This is a genomic window from Massilia sp. Masssp94, assembly GCF_059491305.1.
The window spans coordinates 4,923,831-4,942,547 of sequence record NZ_CP168501.1 but is presented as its reverse complement, the minus strand read 5'-3'; the positions used below and the strand labels follow the sequence as shown (position 1 = coordinate 4,942,547).

General features: G+C 65.8%; 20 protein-coding genes. 7 read left to right on the top strand and 13 right to left on the bottom strand.

Translation table 11 applies throughout. The annotated features are described in order from the left end of the window. Positions 1–5: 5 nt before the first annotated feature. From ACEN9G_RS21895 to ACEN9G_RS21875, 5 genes are all read right to left on the bottom strand, one after another. Entirely contained in the window at positions 6–1,631 is a 1,626-nt protein-coding gene (locus ACEN9G_RS21895) for a methyl-accepting chemotaxis protein (RefSeq protein WP_413338741.1), read from the bottom strand. 37 nt (positions 1,632–1,668) lie between these two features. Continuing rightward, positions 1,669–2,709 (bottom strand): ABC transporter ATP-binding protein, encoded by a 1,041-nt coding sequence (locus ACEN9G_RS21890; protein WP_413338739.1) that lies wholly within the window; start codon positions 2,707–2,709, stop codon positions 1,669–1,671. A gap of 22 nt (positions 2,710–2,731) precedes the next feature. Next, complete coding sequence (locus ACEN9G_RS21885; protein ID WP_413338737.1) at positions 2,732–4,963, bottom strand: ABC transporter permease; 2,232 nt, start codon at positions 4,961–4,963, stop codon at positions 2,732–2,734. 85 nt (positions 4,964–5,048) lie between these two features. Next, a complete protein-coding gene (locus tag ACEN9G_RS21880; protein WP_413338735.1) occupies positions 5,049–6,071 on the bottom strand; it encodes an ABC transporter substrate-binding protein in 1,023 nt (340 codons plus the stop codon). Positions 6,072–6,104: 33 nt separating this feature from the next. After that, a complete protein-coding gene (locus tag ACEN9G_RS21875) occupies positions 6,105–7,292 on the bottom strand; it encodes a porin (RefSeq protein ID WP_413338733.1) in 1,188 nt (395 codons plus the stop codon). Positions 7,293–7,641: 349 nt separating this feature from the next. Between ACEN9G_RS21875 and ACEN9G_RS21870 the strand changes: the two genes are divergently transcribed. Both ACEN9G_RS21870 and ACEN9G_RS21865 read left to right on the top strand, forming a co-directional pair. Continuing rightward, the gene (locus ACEN9G_RS21870) at positions 7,642–8,322 is read left to right on the top strand and encodes a response regulator (protein WP_413338731.1); all 681 of its coding nucleotides are present in this window, start codon (positions 7,642–7,644) and stop codon (positions 8,320–8,322) included. Continuing rightward, positions 8,319–9,731 carry a sensor histidine kinase gene (locus ACEN9G_RS21865; RefSeq protein ID WP_413338729.1) on the top strand — a complete coding sequence of 471 codons (1,413 nt, stop codon included), beginning with the start codon at positions 8,319–8,321 and terminating at the stop codon, positions 9,729–9,731. Before ACEN9G_RS21870 ends, ACEN9G_RS21865 begins: the two co-directional genes overlap by 4 nt. On the opposite strand, the gene ACEN9G_RS21860 is transcribed toward ACEN9G_RS21865, so the two are convergent. Both ACEN9G_RS21860 and ACEN9G_RS21855 read right to left on the bottom strand, forming a co-directional pair. Further along, complete coding sequence (locus tag ACEN9G_RS21860) at positions 9,728–10,102, bottom strand: hypothetical protein (RefSeq protein WP_413338727.1); 375 nt, start codon at positions 10,100–10,102, stop codon at positions 9,728–9,730. The two genes, ACEN9G_RS21865 and ACEN9G_RS21860, sit on opposite strands and share 4 nt — an antisense overlap. A 23-nt stretch (positions 10,103–10,125) precedes the next feature. Then, positions 10,126–10,323 (bottom strand): hypothetical protein, encoded by a 198-nt coding sequence (locus ACEN9G_RS21855; RefSeq protein ID WP_413338725.1) that lies wholly within the window; start codon positions 10,321–10,323, stop codon positions 10,126–10,128. Between the two features lie 243 nt (positions 10,324–10,566). Here ACEN9G_RS21855 and ACEN9G_RS21850 point away from each other — a divergent pair, with 243 nt between their 5' ends. Then, entirely contained in the window at positions 10,567–10,773 is a 207-nt protein-coding gene (locus ACEN9G_RS21850) for a hypothetical protein (protein WP_413338723.1), read from the top strand. A 78-nt stretch (positions 10,774–10,851) separates the two neighbouring features. On the opposite strand, the gene ACEN9G_RS21845 is transcribed toward ACEN9G_RS21850, so the two are convergent. From ACEN9G_RS21845 to rpsO, 4 genes are all read right to left on the bottom strand, one after another. Further along, positions 10,852–11,172 carry a type II toxin-antitoxin system RelE/ParE family toxin gene (locus tag ACEN9G_RS21845; RefSeq protein WP_413338721.1) on the bottom strand — a complete coding sequence of 107 codons (321 nt, stop codon included), beginning with the start codon at positions 11,170–11,172 and terminating at the stop codon, positions 10,852–10,854. Positions 11,173–11,180: 8 nt separating this feature from the next. Beyond that, positions 11,181–11,456, bottom strand: coding sequence for a type II toxin-antitoxin system Phd/YefM family antitoxin (locus ACEN9G_RS21840; RefSeq protein WP_413338719.1), 276 nt, complete (start codon positions 11,454–11,456; stop codon positions 11,181–11,183). Between the two features lie 151 nt (positions 11,457–11,607). Continuing rightward, positions 11,608–13,707 (bottom strand): polyribonucleotide nucleotidyltransferase, encoded by a 2,100-nt coding sequence (gene pnp / locus ACEN9G_RS21835; RefSeq protein ID WP_413338717.1) that lies wholly within the window; start codon positions 13,705–13,707, stop codon positions 11,608–11,610. 225 nt (positions 13,708–13,932) lie between these two features. Further along, complete coding sequence (gene rpsO, locus ACEN9G_RS21830; protein WP_056137414.1) at positions 13,933–14,202, bottom strand: 30S ribosomal protein S15; 270 nt, start codon at positions 14,200–14,202, stop codon at positions 13,933–13,935. A 189-nt stretch (positions 14,203–14,391) separates the two neighbouring features. Between rpsO and ACEN9G_RS21825 the strand changes: the two genes are divergently transcribed. The 4 genes from ACEN9G_RS21825 (at position 14,392) to ACEN9G_RS21810 (ending at position 16,916) form a co-directional block, all read left to right on the top strand. After that, a complete protein-coding gene (locus tag ACEN9G_RS21825) occupies positions 14,392–14,895 on the top strand; it encodes a hypothetical protein (protein ID WP_413338714.1) in 504 nt (167 codons plus the stop codon). Positions 14,896–14,909: 14 nt separating this feature from the next. Next, positions 14,910–15,416 (top strand): hypothetical protein, encoded by a 507-nt coding sequence (locus tag ACEN9G_RS21820; RefSeq protein ID WP_413338712.1) that lies wholly within the window; start codon positions 14,910–14,912, stop codon positions 15,414–15,416. A gap of 64 nt (positions 15,417–15,480) precedes the next feature. Then, positions 15,481–16,215: a hypothetical protein gene (locus ACEN9G_RS21815; protein WP_483126949.1), complete on the top strand. Its 735-nt coding sequence runs from the start codon at positions 15,481–15,483 to the stop codon at positions 16,213–16,215. A 122-nt stretch (positions 16,216–16,337) separates the two neighbouring features. Further along, positions 16,338–16,916, top strand: a complete 579-nt coding sequence (locus ACEN9G_RS21810) for a phasin family protein (protein WP_413341700.1) — start codon at positions 16,338–16,340, stop codon at positions 16,914–16,916. 41 nt (positions 16,917–16,957) lie between these two features. On the opposite strand, the gene pssA is transcribed toward ACEN9G_RS21810, so the two are convergent. Further along, positions 16,958–17,818 (bottom strand): CDP-diacylglycerol--serine O-phosphatidyltransferase, encoded by an 861-nt coding sequence (pssA, locus tag ACEN9G_RS21805; RefSeq protein WP_371757968.1) that lies wholly within the window; start codon positions 17,816–17,818, stop codon positions 16,958–16,960. A gap of 86 nt (positions 17,819–17,904) precedes the next feature. After that, entirely contained in the window at positions 17,905–18,669 is a 765-nt protein-coding gene (locus ACEN9G_RS21800) for an SIMPL domain-containing protein (RefSeq protein WP_413341702.1), read from the bottom strand. Between the last annotated feature and the right edge of the window lie 48 nt (positions 18,670–18,717).

Below are 18,717 nucleotides of genomic sequence, written 5' to 3'. Positions count from 1 at the left end.
GATTTTTATTCCGCGACAGGACAATCGGCTGTATTGAGATTCAATCGCCGCGACGTAATCTGGCGCTGCGGTGCCGCCTGCGTCGCGCTTGTTCCGGCAATATGGAAGCGGGCCACCGCCTCGGCCAGCCGGGCCGATTGTTCACGCAAACTTTCCGCGGCCGCGGCAGCTTCGCCGACGAGCGCGGCATTCTGCTCCGTCATCCCGTTCATCAGGCCGATCGCGACGCTGATCCCGCCGATGCTCGCACCCTGCTCGGCGCTGGCCGCGGAAATCTGACTGACCAGCTCGGCAACGCGGCGCACGGCCTTGACGATCTGGTCCATGGTCGCGGCGGACTCGCCGACCAGCGCATGGCCGGCGTCGACCTGGGTCACCGAGTCGCGAATCAGCGTATCGATCTGCCGCGCCGCCCCGGCCGAACGCTGCGCCAGTTCCCGGATCTCCGCCGCCACCACGGCGAAACCGCGGCCGGCCTCACCGGCGCGGGCCGCCTCGACGGCCGCGTTGAGGGCGAGGATATTGGTCTGGAACGCGATTGAATTGATGACCGTGGTGATGTCGACGATCCTGTCCGAACTTGCCTTGATCGACCCCATCGTGTCCGACACGCGCGCGGCCACCTCGCTGCCGCGCTGCGCGCAGGCGTACGCGGCCGTGCTCAGTTCCTGTGCCTGCCGCGCATTCTCGGCGTTGCCGCCGACCGTGTCCTCCAGGCGCGCCATGGCGGCGGTGGTCTGGCGGAGCGTGCCCGCCTGCTGTTCGGTGCGCGTCGACAAATCCAGGTTGCCCTCGGCGATCTGGCGCGACGCCACGAGCACGTGCTCGCTGCCGGCGGTGATCTGCGCGATCGCCGCGAACAGGTTCTGCTGCATGAGCTTCAGGGCGCGCATCAGCTGGCCCGCCTCGTCCTTGCCGCCGGTGTCGATCGCCACGTGGAGATCGCCGCCGGCGATGGTGTCGGCGATGCGCGCCGCGCGCCGCAGCGGCGTGGTGATCGACCGCGTGATGTACACCGCGCACAGCGCGCCGAGGAGCAGCATCGCCAGGCCGGCGCCGAGCATGTGGACTTGCGCCGTGCGGTAGCGCGTGCGCGAGTGGTCGCGGGTGCGCGCCATGGCGTCCTGCTCGGCATTGGCCAGGGTGTCGAGCGCGTCGATCCAGCCCGCGTACCTGGGCGCGAAATCGGTTTTCAGCATCACGGCCGCATCGAACAGATTGCCCGACGCGGCGGTGGACTGGATATTCCGCAGCGACGGCATCAACGCCTGCTTGCGCCGGCGCACCTCGGCCAGGGCGTCCGCGTCGACCGCGCCATGCTGCAAGGCCCGCTCGGCCTCGTCGTAGTCGCCCAGCAGGCGCACCAGCGCGGCGGCCGCGTCGGTGCCCTCTTTCCCATCCGTGGGCGCGGCGATCCGGCGCATGGCCAGCGCGATCTCCGCGCCGGCATGCCGCATCCGCAGCGCGCCGTTCAGGCTGACCAGGCGGCTGCCGACGATGTGCTCGGTATCGCTCTGCAATACGCCCATGTTGCCGAGCCCGATGCCGAGCAAGGCACTTGCACACAACAGGACGAGGCCGAAACCCAGCGCGAGCCTCGCGCCGATATGAAGATTGACGATTGCGCGCATGAGAGCTCTCCCGGTGGCGGTGAATGTCAACAGGCCGTCACGCGCGCAGCACCGACACGCCGCGTTGGTGTATGCCCAGGCTGACCGGGTCGGCCACGTTGCGCGACCGGTCGACGTGGGGGCAGACGACGAACAGCTCGCCGATTTCGGTATCCAGCGTGTACTCGTAGAAGCCGCCGAGATAGGTGGCCTTGCGCACCCTGGCCGCCAGCCCGTACTGGCCGAGATCGCCGACGATCCACGCCTCGGGCCGCACCGCCACGAGCGCCCGTCCAGTGGGAACGGCATCCGGCGCGCGCCAGGAGAGCGGCCCCAGCTGCACCTCGCCGCCATGGGTCACATTGGCCGGCAACAGCAGGGCCTCGCCCATGAAGCCGGCCACGAACTCGCTGTTGGGGCGTTCGTACAGGTCCGATGGCGAGCCCGCCTGCGCGATCAGCCCGTCGCGCATGACGATGATCTGGTCCGACACCGCCAGCGCTTCGCTCTGGTCGTGCGTGACGTAGGCCACGGTCAGTTGCAGGCGCTGCTGCAACGCGCGGATTTCGTCGCGCATCTGGCGCCGCAGCCGCGCGTCCAGGTTCGACAGCGGTTCGTCGAACAGCAGCACGGCCGGCTCCAGCACGAGAGCGCGCGCCAACGCCACGCGCTGCTGCTGACCGCCGGACAACTCGCCCGGCCAGCGCGTGCCGAAACCTTTCAACCCCACCGTGTCGAGCGCGGCGTTGACGCGTTCCTTCGTGCGCTCGCGGTCCACGCCGGCCACCGTCAGGCCGTACGCGACGTTATTGAAAATATTCATGTGCGGGAACAGCGCGTAGCTCTGGAAGACCAGGCTGACGTTGCGCTCCGCCGCCGACAGGGTGGTCACGTCGACGCCGTCGATCAGGATCTGGCCGCCGGTCGGGCTTTCCAGGCCGGCGATCATGCGCAGGGTCGTGGTCTTGCCGCAGCCCGAGGGGCCGAGCAGGGTCGTCAGGGTGCCCTTCGGCACCGTGAAGTTGATGCCTTTGACCGCCAGGGCGCCGTTCTTGGTGTAGGCCTTGGTGATGTTCTTGAATTCGATTCCGGGCTTCATGATGGCTCCTCGTTTTTGTTCGTTATGAGATCACCGGCGCTGCCTGCGCCGTGTCTTCCTGCTGTTCCTGCTGGCGCTTGCGGCGTCCCAGCGAGCGCTCCCCCACCATCCATTGGATGAGCCCGGTGGCGGCGAGCATCAAGAGCGTCAGCACCGTGCAATAGGCCAGCGCCACGCCGTACTCGCCGTTGCCGACCCGGCCGATGATGAAGGTGGTGGCCAGCTCGTTCTCGGCGCTCACCAGGAAGATCACGGACGACACGGTCGTCATGGCGCGCACGAAGGAATACACGAGCGACGTGACCAGCGCCGGGCGCAGCAGCGGAAGAATGACGCGGCGCAGGGTGGTCGGCGTCGACGCGCCCAGCATGCTCGACGCCTCGTCGAGGCTCTTGTCGATCTGCTTGAACGCGGCCGTGCCGGCGCGGATGCTGACCGGCAGGTTACGGAACACGAAGCACACCATGATGATCAGGCCGGTGCCGGTCAGTTCGAACGGCGGCACGTTGAATGCCGTGACGTACGCCACGCCCAGCACGGTGCCGGGGACCGCGAAGGCCAGCAAGGCGCCGAACTCGAACGCGTTCTGGCCGCGGAACTTGACGCGGGCCAGCAGGTAGGCGACGAGCAGGCCGAACAGGGCCGTCACCGGCGCGGCCGCGCCGGCGAGGCGCAACGTCGTCAGCAGCGATTGCCACGCGGCGCCGGTCAGCGCGAAGCCGCCGTTCCAGTCGATGCCGAACGCGGTGTGGAAGTGCTGGAACGTCAGGCTGAAGTCGCGTCCCCACAGCTTGACGAAACCGCCGGCGAACGCGAACAGGTAGATGATGGCGGTGAAGGCGAGCCATGGCACGGCCACACCCATGGCGACGCGGCGGACCGGCGTGGGCAGCGCGGGCGGAATGCCGTTGTCGCCCTTGCCCGACATGCTGGTATAGCTGCCCTTGCCGAGCGCCTTGCGCTGGAGGACGAAGACGGCGAGCGCGAACGCGCTGAGGATCAGCGCCAACGACGCGGCGCGCCCCGGATCGATCTGCGCGCCGACGATGGCGAAGAAGATCTCGGTCGAGAGCACGGAGAACTGCCCGCCCACGACGATCGGATTGCCGAAGTCGCTCATCGACTCGATGAAGCCGACCAGGAAGGCGTTGGCCAGGCCGGGCCCGAGCAGCGGCAGCGTGATCGAGATGAACGCGTACATCGGCTTGGCGCGCAGGGTTTGCGCCGCCTCCTCGAGCGTGGGCGCGATGGCTTGCGTGACGCCGCGCATCATCAGGTACGAGATCGGCGTGAACGCGATCATCTGGGCCAGCCACACCCCTTTGGCGCTGTAGAACCAGCGCGAGGGCTCCAGCCCAAACAATTGTTCCAGCGCCTCGTTGACGAGTCCGGCGCGTCCGAACAGCAGGATCAGGCCCAGGCCCACCACGAACGGCGGCGTCACGATGGGCAGGATCGACATCACGCGCACCAGCGGCCTGGCGCGTACCAGCGCGCGCTCGGTCAGCAGCGCCAGCAAGGTGCCCAGGACCGTGGTGCCGGTGGCGGTGGCCAATGCCAGGCCCAGCGTATTCCACGCCACGCCGCAGCTTTGCGCCCCGCTGACGCAGCGCAGGCTCCACACGCGCGAACTGGACAGGCGCGCCCAGGCCTCGGTCGCGCTGAGCTGCCCGGCTTCGTCGAACAGGGCGCCGCTCAGCGATTTGAGCACCGGCTCGGCGATGAACAGGATCAAGGCGGCGGCGCACAGGACGACGGCGCCGGCGACGAATTCGTTACCCTGGAAATAGCCGAGGCGGGCGAGTCCCACCCCCAGCAGCACCAGCAGGGACACCAGCACGATCGCCGCGCCCCAGCCGAATCCGAACTGGCCGACCGCGAGCTCGAGCGCGCCCGCCTGCAGCGACGGCCACACCCAGCCTTGCACGCCGATCGCGTAGCCCGCGCCGAGCATGCCGGCCAACCCCACCCCGGCGCTGCCCAGCAGGACGAACGCCTGTGCGCGCCGCGCACGGAGGAGCAGGCCGCCCAGCGCGACGACGGGCGCGACCAGGGGCAGGAACAGCCACGGACGCTGGAACGCAGCGGCCTGCAGCCAGGCGTTGGCCGCGCCGACGTCGCTGAAGATCGCGCCGAAGTCGCGCAGCCACTTGAAATCGTCAGGCACACCGTACCAGGGCAGTAGTCCCGACGCCGCGATGGCGAGCATGGCCCAGCATCCCGGGACACCGCCAAACCAGGTTTTTTGTTTCATGATTGTTTTCCGATCCCCAGGCCGGGGCCAAATATTGCAATCGGAGCGGTGCCGGTGGGGCACCGCTCCCTCGGTGGCACCGGCGTCAATCGCCGTTGACTTCCTTTTCCCAGCGCTCGAGCAGACGCTTGCGTTCGGTCGCCTTGCCGTACTTCGCGAAGTCGTAGTTGATCAACTTGATGTGCGAGACGTCCGGCACCCGCGGATCGACTTTCGCGGCCTTGTTCGAGGGGAGCTGGAACTGCTTGGCCGCCGCACCGAGTTCCTGCGCCTTCGCGGTCAGCGCCCAGTCGTAGAACCGCTTGGCGTTGGCGAGATTGCGCGCGCCCTTGACGATCGACATCGATCCGATTTCGTAGCCGGTCCCTTCGCACGGCGTCACGCTCTTCACCGGGAAACCCTGGATGACTTCGCCCGGCACGTCGTGCACGAAACTGATCGAGATCGTGTTCTCGCCATGCGACACGTTCTTCAGCGGCCCGGTGCCGGAGCGCGGGTACTGGCTGATGTTCTTGTGCAGCTTCTTCAGGTACTCGAATGCCTTGTCTTCGCCCGTGAGCTGGACGAGGGTGGCGATCGCCATGTAGGCGGTCCCCGAGGAATTCGGATTGGCCATCTGGATCTCGCCCTTGTACTGCGGCTGGATCAGGTCCATCCAGCACATCGGGACCGGCAGCTTTTTCTTCGCCATCAACTCGGTGTTGTAGGCGAACCCGAGCGGACCGGAATACAGGCCGACCGTCTTGTACTTGGCCTGCTTGGCCTGCTCCACCGCCCAGTCGCGCAACAGGTTGATGTTGGGGGACTGGTAGGCCAGGGTCAGGTCCTTCTCGGCCGCCTGCAGGTGCGGATCGCCCGTGCCGCCGAACCACACGTCGGTTTTCGGATTGGCGCTTTCGGCGGCGATCTGCGCCAGCGCTTCGCCGGCGCCCTTTTGCACCATGTTGACCTTGATGCCGGTCTCGCGCGAGAACGTGGTCTGCACCAGGTTGCACCATTCGACCTGCACGCCGCAGATCAGATTCAGGGTGCCGCCAGCGGCGCTGGCCGGGCCGGCGGCGAGCGCCAGCAGGGGAGCCCCGAGGGCGCCCACGATAAATCGTTTCATGTTGTCTCCGTTTTAAGTACTGCCGGGAATGGCTTAGAAGGCGTAGCGCAGGCCGGCGCCGATGGCGCGCGACTGCGCGCCGGTGGCAGGGCCGACGCCGCCGGAATCGAAGTCATAACGGCCGCGCGCCTCGTTCTTGACGATGGCGGCGAAGGTTTCGAACATCATCTGTTTGTTGAACACGTACTGGTAGGCGATGACGGCGTTGCGGGCGCCCGTATCGTTGCCGTTGCAGGCGGCGCCGTTGCCGTACTCGCAGTGGACGTCGCTGCCCACGCCATAGCCGCCGTACACGACGTGCTTGCCGAAGGCGTGCCTGGCGGAGATGACGGTGCCGTGCTTGGTCAGCAGGCTTTTCGCCGTGCCGGTGGCGTTGGCGTCCGACAGGCGCATGCGGTCGTGGCCCAGGCCGAGGATGGTGCCGTCCGGCAGGGTGTAGCGCATGCCGAAGCGGAAGTCGCGGTCGCGCGTGTTGTGGTCGTTGGTGCCGTTCAGCGTGCCCTTGTCGTTGCGCTGTTCGCCCGACACGCGCAGCTCGAGCGGGCCGTGGACGTACTGCAGGCCGAGGCTGAAGCTGCCGTCGTTCAGGTGCGGGCTGTTGGTCGTGCCCACGGCGCTCTTGCCTTCGTTGGCGCTGTAATAGACGCGCGCCGACAGGCCGCCGAAACTGGCCGATTCGAACGCGAGCGTGTTGTCGAAGCGGACGTTGAACTGCGGACCGACGGCCGACTGGCCGCTGGCGCCGGACAGCATGCCCTGGTCGTCCTGCAGGCCCGCGCCCATCGGCGAGAAGTCGGCGGTGCCGCTGTTCCAGCGTGCCGCCGCCGTCATCCGGCCCAGCTTCACGGTACCGACGTCGGCGAACGCGATGCCGACATACACGTCCTTCGCGCTGCCGAACATGCCGCCGGTGGTGTTGGCGTTGCCGTTGTCGGCGGCAATACCGGTGGTGAAGTTGGCCAGGCCGGTCATGCCGTTGCCCAGGTCCACCGAGGCGCGGAAGGCCAGCTCGGAACTGACGTTGCTGACCCGGAAGCGGCCGCGCTTGTCCTGGGCCGGCACCGCGGCGTCGACCGCGTCGACGTACTCGAACTGGGCATCGCCCACGCCGGAGACCGCAAAATGCACCGGACCCGCCGCCATGATCGGCTCGGCGTACGCCGCCGACATGCACACCATCGACGCCGCCAGGGCGATACCACTGATCATATTTTTTTTCATTTCATCTCCTGTAAGGCGCTCGGGTAAGCGCCCATCCCTCGTTATGGAAGCCGGCTGTGCGGACCTTCGCACGGCCGGCCCTGCATCGATGTGCCCGCCGGGGGGGGACGGCGTGACGCTCGACTTGGACGCAGTGTATTGAAGCAATTTTTAAATTGCGATATTGCAGTGCCGCAAAACGGCGCCAATCTTGCGGCTGGCTTTCAGCCTCCTTTCAATTGGCTTTCAGTAAGTACCTTTTTCCGTCCGGAAAGTTCATTCGCCTTCCATTTTTTCTCGTGCACAAGTAAATTCCGGGATGTAACAGCAGTGTTCGCGGTATTCCGACTACTCAACGACCCGACGATCTATGAAAATCCTGCTTGTGGAAGACGACGCCGACATGTCGAAAGCGCTGGCCCGCGCACTCGACAAACGCGGTTTCCAGGTCACCACCTGCGCCGATGGCACGCATGCCTTCCGCCAGATCCGCGAAGAAACGAACGACCTGGTCATCCTCGACCTGAACATTCCCAACCTGGACGGCCTGCACATCCTCCAGCGCACCCGCGCCCTGTCGATCGGCGTCCCGATCATCGTGCTGACCGCGCGGGGCGCCGTGGGCGACCGGGTCGCGGGCCTGAACGCCGGCGCCGACGACTACCTCGCCAAGCCGTTCGACCTGGAAGAGCTGGAGGCGCGGATCCACGCTCAGCTGCGGCGCAAGGGAAATGGGGAAGAGTCGATGCAGAAATGCGGGAGGCTGCGCTTCGAACGCAGTTCGGGCGCGTTCTACAACGGCGAGGCCCCGCTCGAATTCACGCCCCGCGAGCAGGCCCTGCTGAAGGCGTTGATCGCCCGCCCGGGCCACGCCGTCAATCGCGAACGCCTGCTGCAGGTGGTCTTTCCCGACGACGCCAACGTCCAGGTCGAGGCCATCGAGGTGGTCATCCACCGCCTGCGCAAGAAGCTGATGGCGACCCAGACCGAGATCATGACGTTGCGCGGCGTCGGCTACCTCCTGCGACCCGAAACCGCGCGGCCCGCATGAAGTTCGCGCTGCGCGACCGTTCGCTGCGCCGCTATCTGCTGGCCGGCATCCTGGCGCCGATCGCCCTGTTCATCGTCCTCAACGCCATTCATTTGTACTTGCATGCGCTCGATTCGGCCAACACCGCCTACGACCGCATGCTGGTGACCACCGCGTATTCGATCGGCAACAATATCGCGGTGGAGGATGGTCACCTGCTCACCAACGTGGCCTTCGCCTCCCTGGAAGTCTACGAAGCCGGGTTTTCCACCCGGATGATTTACAAGATCAGCGACCGGAACGGCAGGTATATCGCCGGCGATCAGGACTTGCCGACGTTCCGCCCCGGCGGCGCGCGGTGGCCGAAAGCGCCCACCCTGCTGAAGGTGTACGAGAGCACCTATGGCAGCGCCCCGGTGCGCGTGGCCGCGCTGGCGCAACCATCGAAACTGCAGCACCCGGAAGACGATCTGATCATCCAGATCGCCGAACCGCTGTCGTATCGCCGCGAGGTGGCGCGCGACATTCTGTGGAGTGCGGTGCTTGGGCAGACGCTGTTGCTTGCGGTCGTGGCCGGCGTGACGATGGCCGTCGTCACGCTGGCCTTGCGCCCGCTCGACAGCCTGCGCACGCAACTCGATGCGCGCCATGAGGACGACCTGTCGGCACTCCACTGCGCGTCCGCGCCGCGCGAACTGCGGCCGGTGGTGGCGGCCCTGAACCAGTTGATGGGCCGGCTGCACCGGATCGTCGACCTGCAGCAGCACTTCGTGGCGAACGCGTCGCACCAGCTGCGCACGCCGCTGGCCGTGCTGCAGACGCAGCTGCAATCGGGGCTGAGCGGCGACATCGAGCCGGAACTCGCGCTGCGCGAAATGCGTTCGACGGTCGAGCGCGCGACCAAGCTGGCGAACCAGCTGCTGTCGCTCGCCCGGATCGAGCAATTGCGGGGCAAGTCCACGCGCGAGCGGTGCAACCTGGCGGACGTGGCGCGCGACGTGGCGATCGACCTGTCGCCGCTAATCTCGGACAAGAACCTCGATTTCGAGCTGGACGCCGGCAACGTCTGGGTCGAGGGCCGTCACTGGATGGCCGCCGAAATGGTGTCGAACCTGTTGCACAACGCGATCCGCCACACGCCGGCCGAGTCCCGCCTCGGCATTCGTGTGGCGCCTCTCGACGACGGTGCCCTGCTGTGCGTCTGGGATTCCGGTCCCGGCATCCCCGACCAGCAGGAGATGCGCGTGTTCGAACCGTTCGCCGCCGCCCACAGTTCGAAAGGCGGCGGCCTGGGCCTCGCGATCTGCGCCGAAATCGCCGACTCGATGCACGCGGAACTCACCCTGTGCAACTGCGGTATGGCGGGCGCGGTCACCGGACTGGAGGCGCGCGTCCTCTTCGCGAACCGCCTGGCCGCCCCCGCCGACTAGGCGCGCCGGCGCCACGCCGCCATCCAGGCCGATGCCATGTCGGACGTCGCGAGGATCGCATCCATCACGCTGCATTCGTCCGGCAGCGCGCCGACGGGCACCATGCGCAAGCCGATGTAGCGGCCGTCGTCCGCGTCCCGGAGGATTTCCAGGTCCCCCACATGCGGCGGCGGGTATCCCCCGTCACCGCACGGCGGCAACATTGCCGTGACCACGAGGTGACTCTTGTCCCGCGCATGCAGGGCGGTACGGGTCAGGATGTCGCCGAACCGGAGCTCGAGGACCGGCACGCCGCCCTCGTCCTGGCCGGTCAGCGCGACCAGTTCGCGCAGCAGCGCGGTGATCCGGGCAGTGCCGGCGTCATCTTGCAAGTTTGCGCCCCTCGGATGTGTGGTTATGGCGTCTCTCCGCCTTTTCTGGGCAGGCCCCGCATGCGGCCCCAATCGACATCGTCCTCATGGCGACGCGCGGCCGGACCGCGCGATGTCGCCACCAGCTGCCCGTCGCTCAACGACGCGAAGGCCGGATGCCGGTCGGGTTTCCCCGGCGGGTTCTTGGAGAAAAAGTGTTGGATGAAGAAGAGTTTGTCCATGATGTCCAGTCGTTGCTTGCCTGGTCGGCACTGGGCATATGTGCACGGGCGCGGGCCGACGGTTCCGTGGCCATGTGTTTATTCATGAACTTCGATCAAATTATTCGCTATCGTGATATCTAACCTGTGTTCGCCCGACAAGACATTCCCAGAAGTAATGCCGAGTATTTGAACTTGAAATTGGATTTATATCTCATCGGTTCCGATAATGTGCTTACAGTCAAACGAAACGGAGAACAGAGAATGAACATCGCTAAAAACATGGAAGCCATCTTCCTCGCAGCCCTGGTCGTGGCCGTGAGCGTCTCGAACACCTTCGCCGCCCCCGTCGCGCCGCTGCAAGTGGCAGCCCGCGCCGCCGCCCCGACCGCGCCGACCGGCCCGGCCATCACGATCGTCATCGTCGGCAAGCGCCTGACCGCTGCGCAGAAAGCCAAGCTGGCGGCCTGATGCGCAAAATGCCCGCACCGGACGAAAAAAAACGCCAGGTTCACGCACTGGCGTTTTTTTTACCGGCAGACGAACCACCTACCCCGCCAACAGCCGGCGCCGCAGCAGCGCCTCGAGATCGCGCCTCGCATGGCAGACGATGTGAACGTACAACGCTTCACTCGCGCGCTCGAAGATGATGCGATGCTGCCCCGCGAGAAGCTCGCGATACTGATCCAGTTGAAGCTCCTCCAGTTCCTGCACAAGGAGGCCCCTGGAAGGCCACTCCTTGAGTGACCCGACCTCATCGCGGATCTGTTCCGTTACCTTTTTGACGAATGCCGGAGACTGGGAACGCTTCAGGTATTCGCGGATCTCGAGAAGATCGTCGCGCGCGGCATCGGTCCAGATAATTTGCATGAGGTCGTTCAGCTTTCCCTGTCTTCCGCCTCGAACTGCGCGAACAGATCATCATGATCGGTCACTTTGCCCTGTTCGATTTGCTTCTGGCCATGCGCAAGAATGCGGAGCATCGTCAGCTGGTCCTGCATTGTCTGGTAGCTCAAGGGATCCTGGATAACGGCCTGTACCTTGCCGTTCACGGTGATCAGCACCGGCTCGCGCGTCTCCTGCACCTGCTTGACGACATCGCTCGTGTTCGTTTTCAGGAAGCTGATGGGTTGAATATTTTGCACAACGTTCATGAGGCCTCCACAGTCGATGACGGCATCGTAACACGGCATACCTAAATCCAGTACCGAATTTGGCACTATTAACCATGCTTGCGATTCGCATAAAAAAAACCGCCAGGCTCACGCACTGGCGGTTTTACTTGGCTGAACAGCCGGCAGCGGCTTACTGCGCCGCTGCCGCCGCGTCATCCGCAGCCGCTGCCTTCATCGACAGCTTCAGGCGGCCGCGCTCGTCGGTCTCGAGGACCTTCACGCGCACTTGCTGGCCTTCCTTCAGGTAGTCGGCGACGGCGTTCACACGCTCGTTGGCGATCTGCGAGATGTGCAGCAGGCCGTCCTTGCCCGGCATGACCTGGACGATGGCGCCGAAGTCCAGCAGCTTCAGCACGGTACCGTCGTAGGTCTTGCCCACTTCGACCGATGCGGTCAGCTCTTCGATACGGCGCTTGGCTTCCTGGCCGGCGGCGGCGTCGACCGACGCGATGGTCACGATGCCTTCGTCGGTGATGTCGATCTGCGTGCCGGTTTCTTCGGTCAGCGCGCGGATGACGGCGCCGCCCTTGCCGATCACGTCACGGATCTTCTCCGGATTGATCTTGATGGTGATCAGGCGCGGGGCGAAGTCGGACAGTTCCGTCTTCACGGACGGCACGGCCTTCTGCATCTCGACCAGGATGTGCTGGCGCGCTTCCTTGGCTTGCGCCAGTGCCACCTGCATGATTTCCTTGGTGATGCCCTGGATCTTGATGTCCATCTGCAGCGCGGTGATGCCCGCGGTGGTGCCGGCGACCTTGAAGTCCATGTCGCCCAGGTGGTCTTCATCGCCCAGGATGTCGGTCAGGACGGCAAACTTGCCGCCTTCCTTGATCAGGCCCATCGCGATGCCGGCCACGTGGGCCTTCATCGGGACGCCCGCGTCCATCAGTGCCAGGCAGCCGCCGCAGACGGAGGCCATCGACGAGGAACCGTTCGACTCGGTGATTTCCGACACCAGGCGGACCGAGTAGCTGAACTCTTCCGGCGACGGCAGCGCGGCGACCAGCGCGCGCTTGGCCAGGCGGCCGTGGCCGATTTCGCGGCGCTTCGGCGTGCCCACGCGGCCGGTTTCACCGGTGGCGAACGGGGGCATGTTGTAGTGCATCATGAAGTCGTCGGTGTACTCGCCCATCAGCGCGTCGATCTTCTGGCTGTCGCGGCCGGTGCCCAGCGTGGCGATCACGAGGGCCTGGGTTTCGCCGCGGGTGAACAGCGCGGAACCGTGGGTGCGCGGCAGGACGCTCGTGCGGATCGAGATCGGACGCACGGTGCGGGTGTCGCGGCCGTCGATGCGCGGCTCGCCTTCCAGGATCTGCGAACGCACGACCTTGGCTTCCATGTCGAACAGGATGTTGCCGACTTCGACGCTGTCGACGCCTTCGCCCAGCTCGGCCAGCACCAGCGCGGTCGTTTCCTTCAGCTTCTGCGTACGGGCCTGCTTGTCGCGGACCTGGTAGGCTTCGCGGATCTTGCCTTCAGCAATCGCGGTGACGCGGGCGATCAGCTCTTCGTTCTTCGGTGCCGGCGCCCATTCGACTTCCGGCTTGCCGCCTTCTTCGACCAGCGCGTGGATCGCGTCGATGACGGCCTTCATCTGCTCGTGGCCGTAGACGACCGCGCCCAGCATGATTTCTTCCGACAGTTGCTGCGCTTCGGATTCGACCATCAGCACGGCGTGCTCGGTACCGGCGACGACCAGGTCCATCTGCGAGGTCTTGAGCTGGGTGGTGGTCGGGTTCAGGATGTACTGGCCGTTCGCGTAACCGACGCGGGCGGCGCCGATCGGGCCGTTGAACGGGATGCCGGCCACGCACAGGGCGGCCGAGGCACCGATCATCGACGGGATGTCCGGATCGATTTCCGGATTGACGGACAGGACGTGGATGATTACCTGGACTTCGTTCAGATAGCCTTCCGGGAACAGCGGACGGATCGGACGGTCGATCAGGCGCGACGTCAGCGTTTCCTTCTCCGACGGACGGCCTTCACGCTTGAAGAAGCCGCCGGGGATCTTGCCCGCGGCGTAGCTCTTCTCGATGTAGTCGACGGTCAGCGGGAAGAAATCCTGGCCTGGCTTGGCATCCTTCTTGGCCACGACGGTCGCAAGGACGACGGTGTCTTCGACCGACACGAGGACGGCGCCACTGGCTTGACGGGCGATTTCGCCGGTCTCGAGGGTGACGGTATGGTCGCCGTACTGGAAGGTTTTCGTAACTTTGTTAAACATGGGTAATCCCTTTCTATTTGCCGACAGATTTTCAGGCGCTGTCGTTCACCTCAACTACATTTTTTCCTCCGGGGTCGGAGCACGGTGTTCACGGTTGTGCTCTGACCCCGACTTACTTCAAAGAAAAACTCAACGACGGCCAAAACGAAAAATGCCCGCGACAGTGAAACTGACGCAGGCATTTCGAAGCTTGGGCCGTCTGGCGCAATGCTCGGGAACTGCTGATTACTTACGCAGGCCGAGTTTGGCGATCAGGTCGCGGTAACGGTTCAGATCCTTGGCCTTCAGGTAAGCCAGCAGACTCTTACGACGGTTGACCATCATGATCAGGCCACGACGGGAGTGGTGATCCTTCTGGTGTTCCTTGAAGTGGCCGTTCAGTTCGTTGATGCGGGCGGTCAGCAGTGCAACCTGGACTTCCGGCGAACCGGTGTCTTTGTCGCCGCGTGCGTTGTCCGCGATGATCGCGGCCTTGTTGATGTTTTCTACGGTCATGATGTTGCCTTTCACATGCGGTGCAAGAGTCGGAACCCAGCGCACCGTGAATTGATAAAAAACCTGGCCCGGAGGCCAAGACCGGGAAGTATATGGGAAAAGCGCGGGCGAGGCCAGTTTTTCCGCCGCTTCCGTTAAAATCGGGAGGTTGGCGATGCCACAATGGCATGCCCGCTGAACCGTAAATACATGAAAATCACTCTCATCCGCACCGCCGCCGTCCTGGGCATCGCCCTGTCCCTGTCCGCCTGCTCGACCTTCAACCGCACGCCGCCGGCCGGCACGCCGCTGGCCGACGTGACCGCGAAGCTGGGCAAGCCGGACGCCGTCTACCCCGATCCCGCCGGCGGCCAGGTGCTGGAATACCGCGGCCAGCCGATGGGCCAGTACAACCACATGGCACACATCGGCGCCGACGGCCGCCTCGTGGCGTACGAGCAGGCGCTCACCAGCGAGAACTTCGCCAAGGTGCAGCCGGCGCGCTGGACGAAGGACGACGTCCTGCGCACCTTCGGCCGCCCCGCCGAAGTCTCGCGCGACCGCGCGACGGGTGACGAAGTCTGGTCGTACCGCTACAAGCAGGACGGCATCTGGAACTCGTACAGGAACATCTATTTCAACGTCCGCGGCGAAGTACGGCGCACGGACGACACACCGGATCCGCTGCTCGACGACCGTTCGAAGGGCCTGTAACCCAGGAGATCGCGATGATGACCCCGCTCCGTTCGACCCTGTGCGCGACCGCCCTGGCGCTGGTCCTGTCAGGCTGCACGACGATATTGCGCCAGCCGCCGCCGATCGGGGCGCCGCTGACCGCCGTCACCGCGCAGCTCGGGCAGCCGAACGCCGTCTATCCGGATCCCGCCGGCGGCCAGGTACTCGAATACCGTGGCCAGCCGATGGGCCAGTTCCAGTACATGGCGCGCATCGGCCCGGACGGCCGCCTCGTCTCGTACGACCAGGTCCTCACGAGCGAGAACTTCGGCAAGGTCAAAGTCGACCGGTGGACCAAGGACGACATCCTGCGCAATTTCGGCCGTCCCGCCGAGGTGTCGCGGGTGTACGCGCACGACTACGAAGTCTGGTCGTACCGCTACAAGGAAGCGGGAGTGTGGAACTCGATGATGAACGTGCACTTCGATGCGCAGGGCGTCGTGCGCCAGATGCTCAACGGGCCCGACCCGCTGTACGACGACCGTTTCCGCCGCCGCTGATCCGCGCCGGCAGCGCAACAATGTGTGAGGATGTGGCGATCGGCGCTGGCTATACTGGGCCGACATGATCGCCACCGCACCCGCCCTGCTCCCGCCGCGCGACCGCCGCCACGTCGGCATCGCGGTCACCCTCGTCGTGCATGCCGTCCTGGTCCTGGGCTGGCAGATGACGCGCCATCCGCCCGCCGTCACGCCCGAACCGCCGCGCTCGACGATCCAGTGGATACGGCTGCCGGCGCCCGCCGCGCCCCAGCCGCGGCGCGAACAAGAGGAACAGGCGCCCGCGCGCCCGCAGGTGGCGCCGCGCGCAGGTGCGATCACCCTGCCCCGCGTGACCGTGCCGGCCGCACCCGCCGCCGCGCCGCCGCCGGCCGACACGCCCGCCGCCGCGAGCACGCCCGCGGCAGCGCCGGCGCCGTCCGCCGGCGCCGCCATGCTGGAACGCGCCCGGCGCGACGTCGGCGCCATCGACCGCGCGCTGCGCAAGGAAAACAATCCGTATATCGTCGCCCCGCCGGACAGCCCGCAGATCCGCCTGCGCAGGGGCATCCAGGCCGCGGCCGACATGGCGCCGAATGCGTGGTACCAGGCGCCGAAGGTGGCGGAACTCGTCAACAACACGGGCGACGGCGCACGCCGCGAGCGCGTGATCGCGGGCGGCGGCACCTATTGCATGACGGAGCGCGCGCCGACGACGAGCATCGACATGATCGAGAAGCACGGCAAGTGGAGGCAGACCAATTGCCCGGAGCACGAATCGACGCCCAGCTCGCAGGAATGGCGCACGGCGCGCGATTGAAGTGGCTCGTGCGCCACGCGCACGATTGGACCTGTCATCGGAATGTCATCGAAATCGGCGAGCCTGACGTCGCGCTCCCGAAGCGCACTTTCCGAAGCGGATCCACTTTCACGAGGTCACCCATGTTCCTGTTTTCCCAGTCCGTCACGCCCGCCGTTCGCTCGCACCTGGACGCACAGGTTGCGTTCCTCAACGACATGTCGAAATCGATGTCGCGTTCGATCCAGCATCTCATCGACGCCAACATCCAGTTGAGCCAGACCCTGCTCGAAGAAAGCAACATCGCCGGCCAGCAGCTGCTGACGACGAACCACCCGACCGACATCATCTCGGCCGCCGCGTCGCGCGCCCAGCCGGCCGCGGACAAGCTGCGCGCTTACCAGCAGCACCTGTCGCGCGTCGTCGCCGATTCCCAGGTCGACCTGGCCCGCGTGGCCGAGCAGCACGTGCAGGAGACGTCGCGCACCGCACGCACGCTGGCCGACGAGGTGGCGCGCGTCGCCTCCGAAGAAACGCAAAGCAGCCTGCGCACGCAGCAGGACACGCTGAAGAATTTCCGCGACCCGTTCCAGAACGGCAGCGTCCACCGCGGCAATCTGCAGAGCGCAGGCAACGGCGCGCATGACGACACGTTCCGCGGCAGCGTGCAGGCGGACGCGCACGTGGGCCAGCAGGGCAAGTCGGCGGCGAAAGCCGGCTGACCGGCCGTAGAAATGACAACGCCCCGCGAGGGGCGTTTTTTTCAGCGGCGCTCGCTCGGATCGAGCGTCTCTTCATCCGTCTGGATGATGCTGACGGGCTTGCCTTTCGCGAGCCGGTACAGGTACACGGCATAACCCGACAGGCCATACACGACGAACAGCGGCCACAACACCTTCGGCGGGTCGATCGCCAGCAGCGCCAGCGCGAGCGCGATCAGGAACACGACGATGAACGGCACCGACTTGCGGAAATTGACGTCCTTGAAGCTGTAGAACGGGACATTGGTCACCATCGTCAGGCCCGCGAACAGCGCGATGCCCCACGAGATCCAGTCGACCTTGCGCGCGCTGACGTTGATGTCCGGGTCCGTCATCATCATCACGAAGCCGACGACCAACGCAGCCGCGGCCGGGCTCGGCAAGCCCTGGAAAAAGCGCTTGTCGACGACCTCGATGTTCGTGTTGAAGCGGGCCAGGCGCAATGCGGCGCCGGCGCAGTACACGAACGCGGCGATCCAGCCCAGCTTGCCCAGGCCGCGCAGCGACCATTCGTAGATGACCAGGGCCGGCGCGGCGCCGAACGACACCATGTCCGACAGGCTGTCGTACTGCGCGCCGAACTCCGATTGCGTGTTCGTCAGGCGGGCGACGCGGCCGTCCAGGCTGTCCAGCACCATCGCGATGAACACGGCCCAGCAGGCGTGGTCGAAGCGCTGGTTCATCGCCATCACGATCGCGTAGAAGCCGCCGAACAGCGCGGCCGTCGTGAAGGCGTTCGGCAGCAGGTAGATGCCCCGGCGCGGGCGGGATGCGGCGGCATCCGTCTTGCGGACGCGGCTGAAGCGGGCGAAGCGGGGCGCCTTGATGGCGCCGGGTTTGCGGCGTCGGGGTAGTGTCGGCATAGGTTTCTTTTTCTCAACAATGCACCGAGGAGGCGCGGACCCCGCCATTATAGTGTCCGCGCACCTCTGTTAGCGAACGGCTACCGTCAGCGGAATTTCACCTTGCCGACCAGGCGCATCTGCAAGGTCGTCTCGCCCGGCTCGAAGCTCGGCTCGGGCATCTCGGCCATGTCCGCGCGCTTGGCCGACATGCGCATCATCTGCGGTGCCGCGGCCTCGGCCTGGCCGCCCGCGTAATTGCCGCTGCCTTCGAAATCGACCGTGTCGATGACGGCATCATTCACGTTGCGGCCCATCGCGCGCGCGATCGAGGCGATGCGCTCATTGAGGTTGCGGTACGTGGCGGCGATGCGCTCGTCGTCCAGGCGTTTCTGCAGCTCCGGGCTCAGGTGGTAGTCGATGCCGTTCAGGTTGACGACTTTCTGCGCGGCCGCGGCCGTCTTCGGCAGCGCCTGCAGGTTGCGCGTCTTCACTTCCAGGTACTGGCCCACGCGCCAGCCGATCGGGACGCGGCGCGCGGCGGGGTTCGCCAGCGGACGCGGGCCGTCCGGCACTTCCGGGTAGACGGGATAGGTGTAATAGCCGACCGTTTTGAGTTCCGCCTGAGGATCCTCGCGGCGCACGATGTCCGTGCCCTGCTTCATCTTCTGGTTGACGCGGGCGGTGGCCGCCGCGCGGTCCTTGTCCTGCTCCTCGACGGCGAAGGTGACGGTCGCCTCGTCGTTGGCATGCTTCACTTCGCCGAACGCGGGCACGATGACCAGGGTGCCGCTCGTGGCGGGCGCGGTCTGGGCTTGCGCGGACAGTGCGGCGCTCAGCGCGGTCAACAGGACGAGTTTTTTGATGGACATTGTTGTTCTCCTTGATTCTTCACGGCGTATTGCCGCGGCACGAGAACG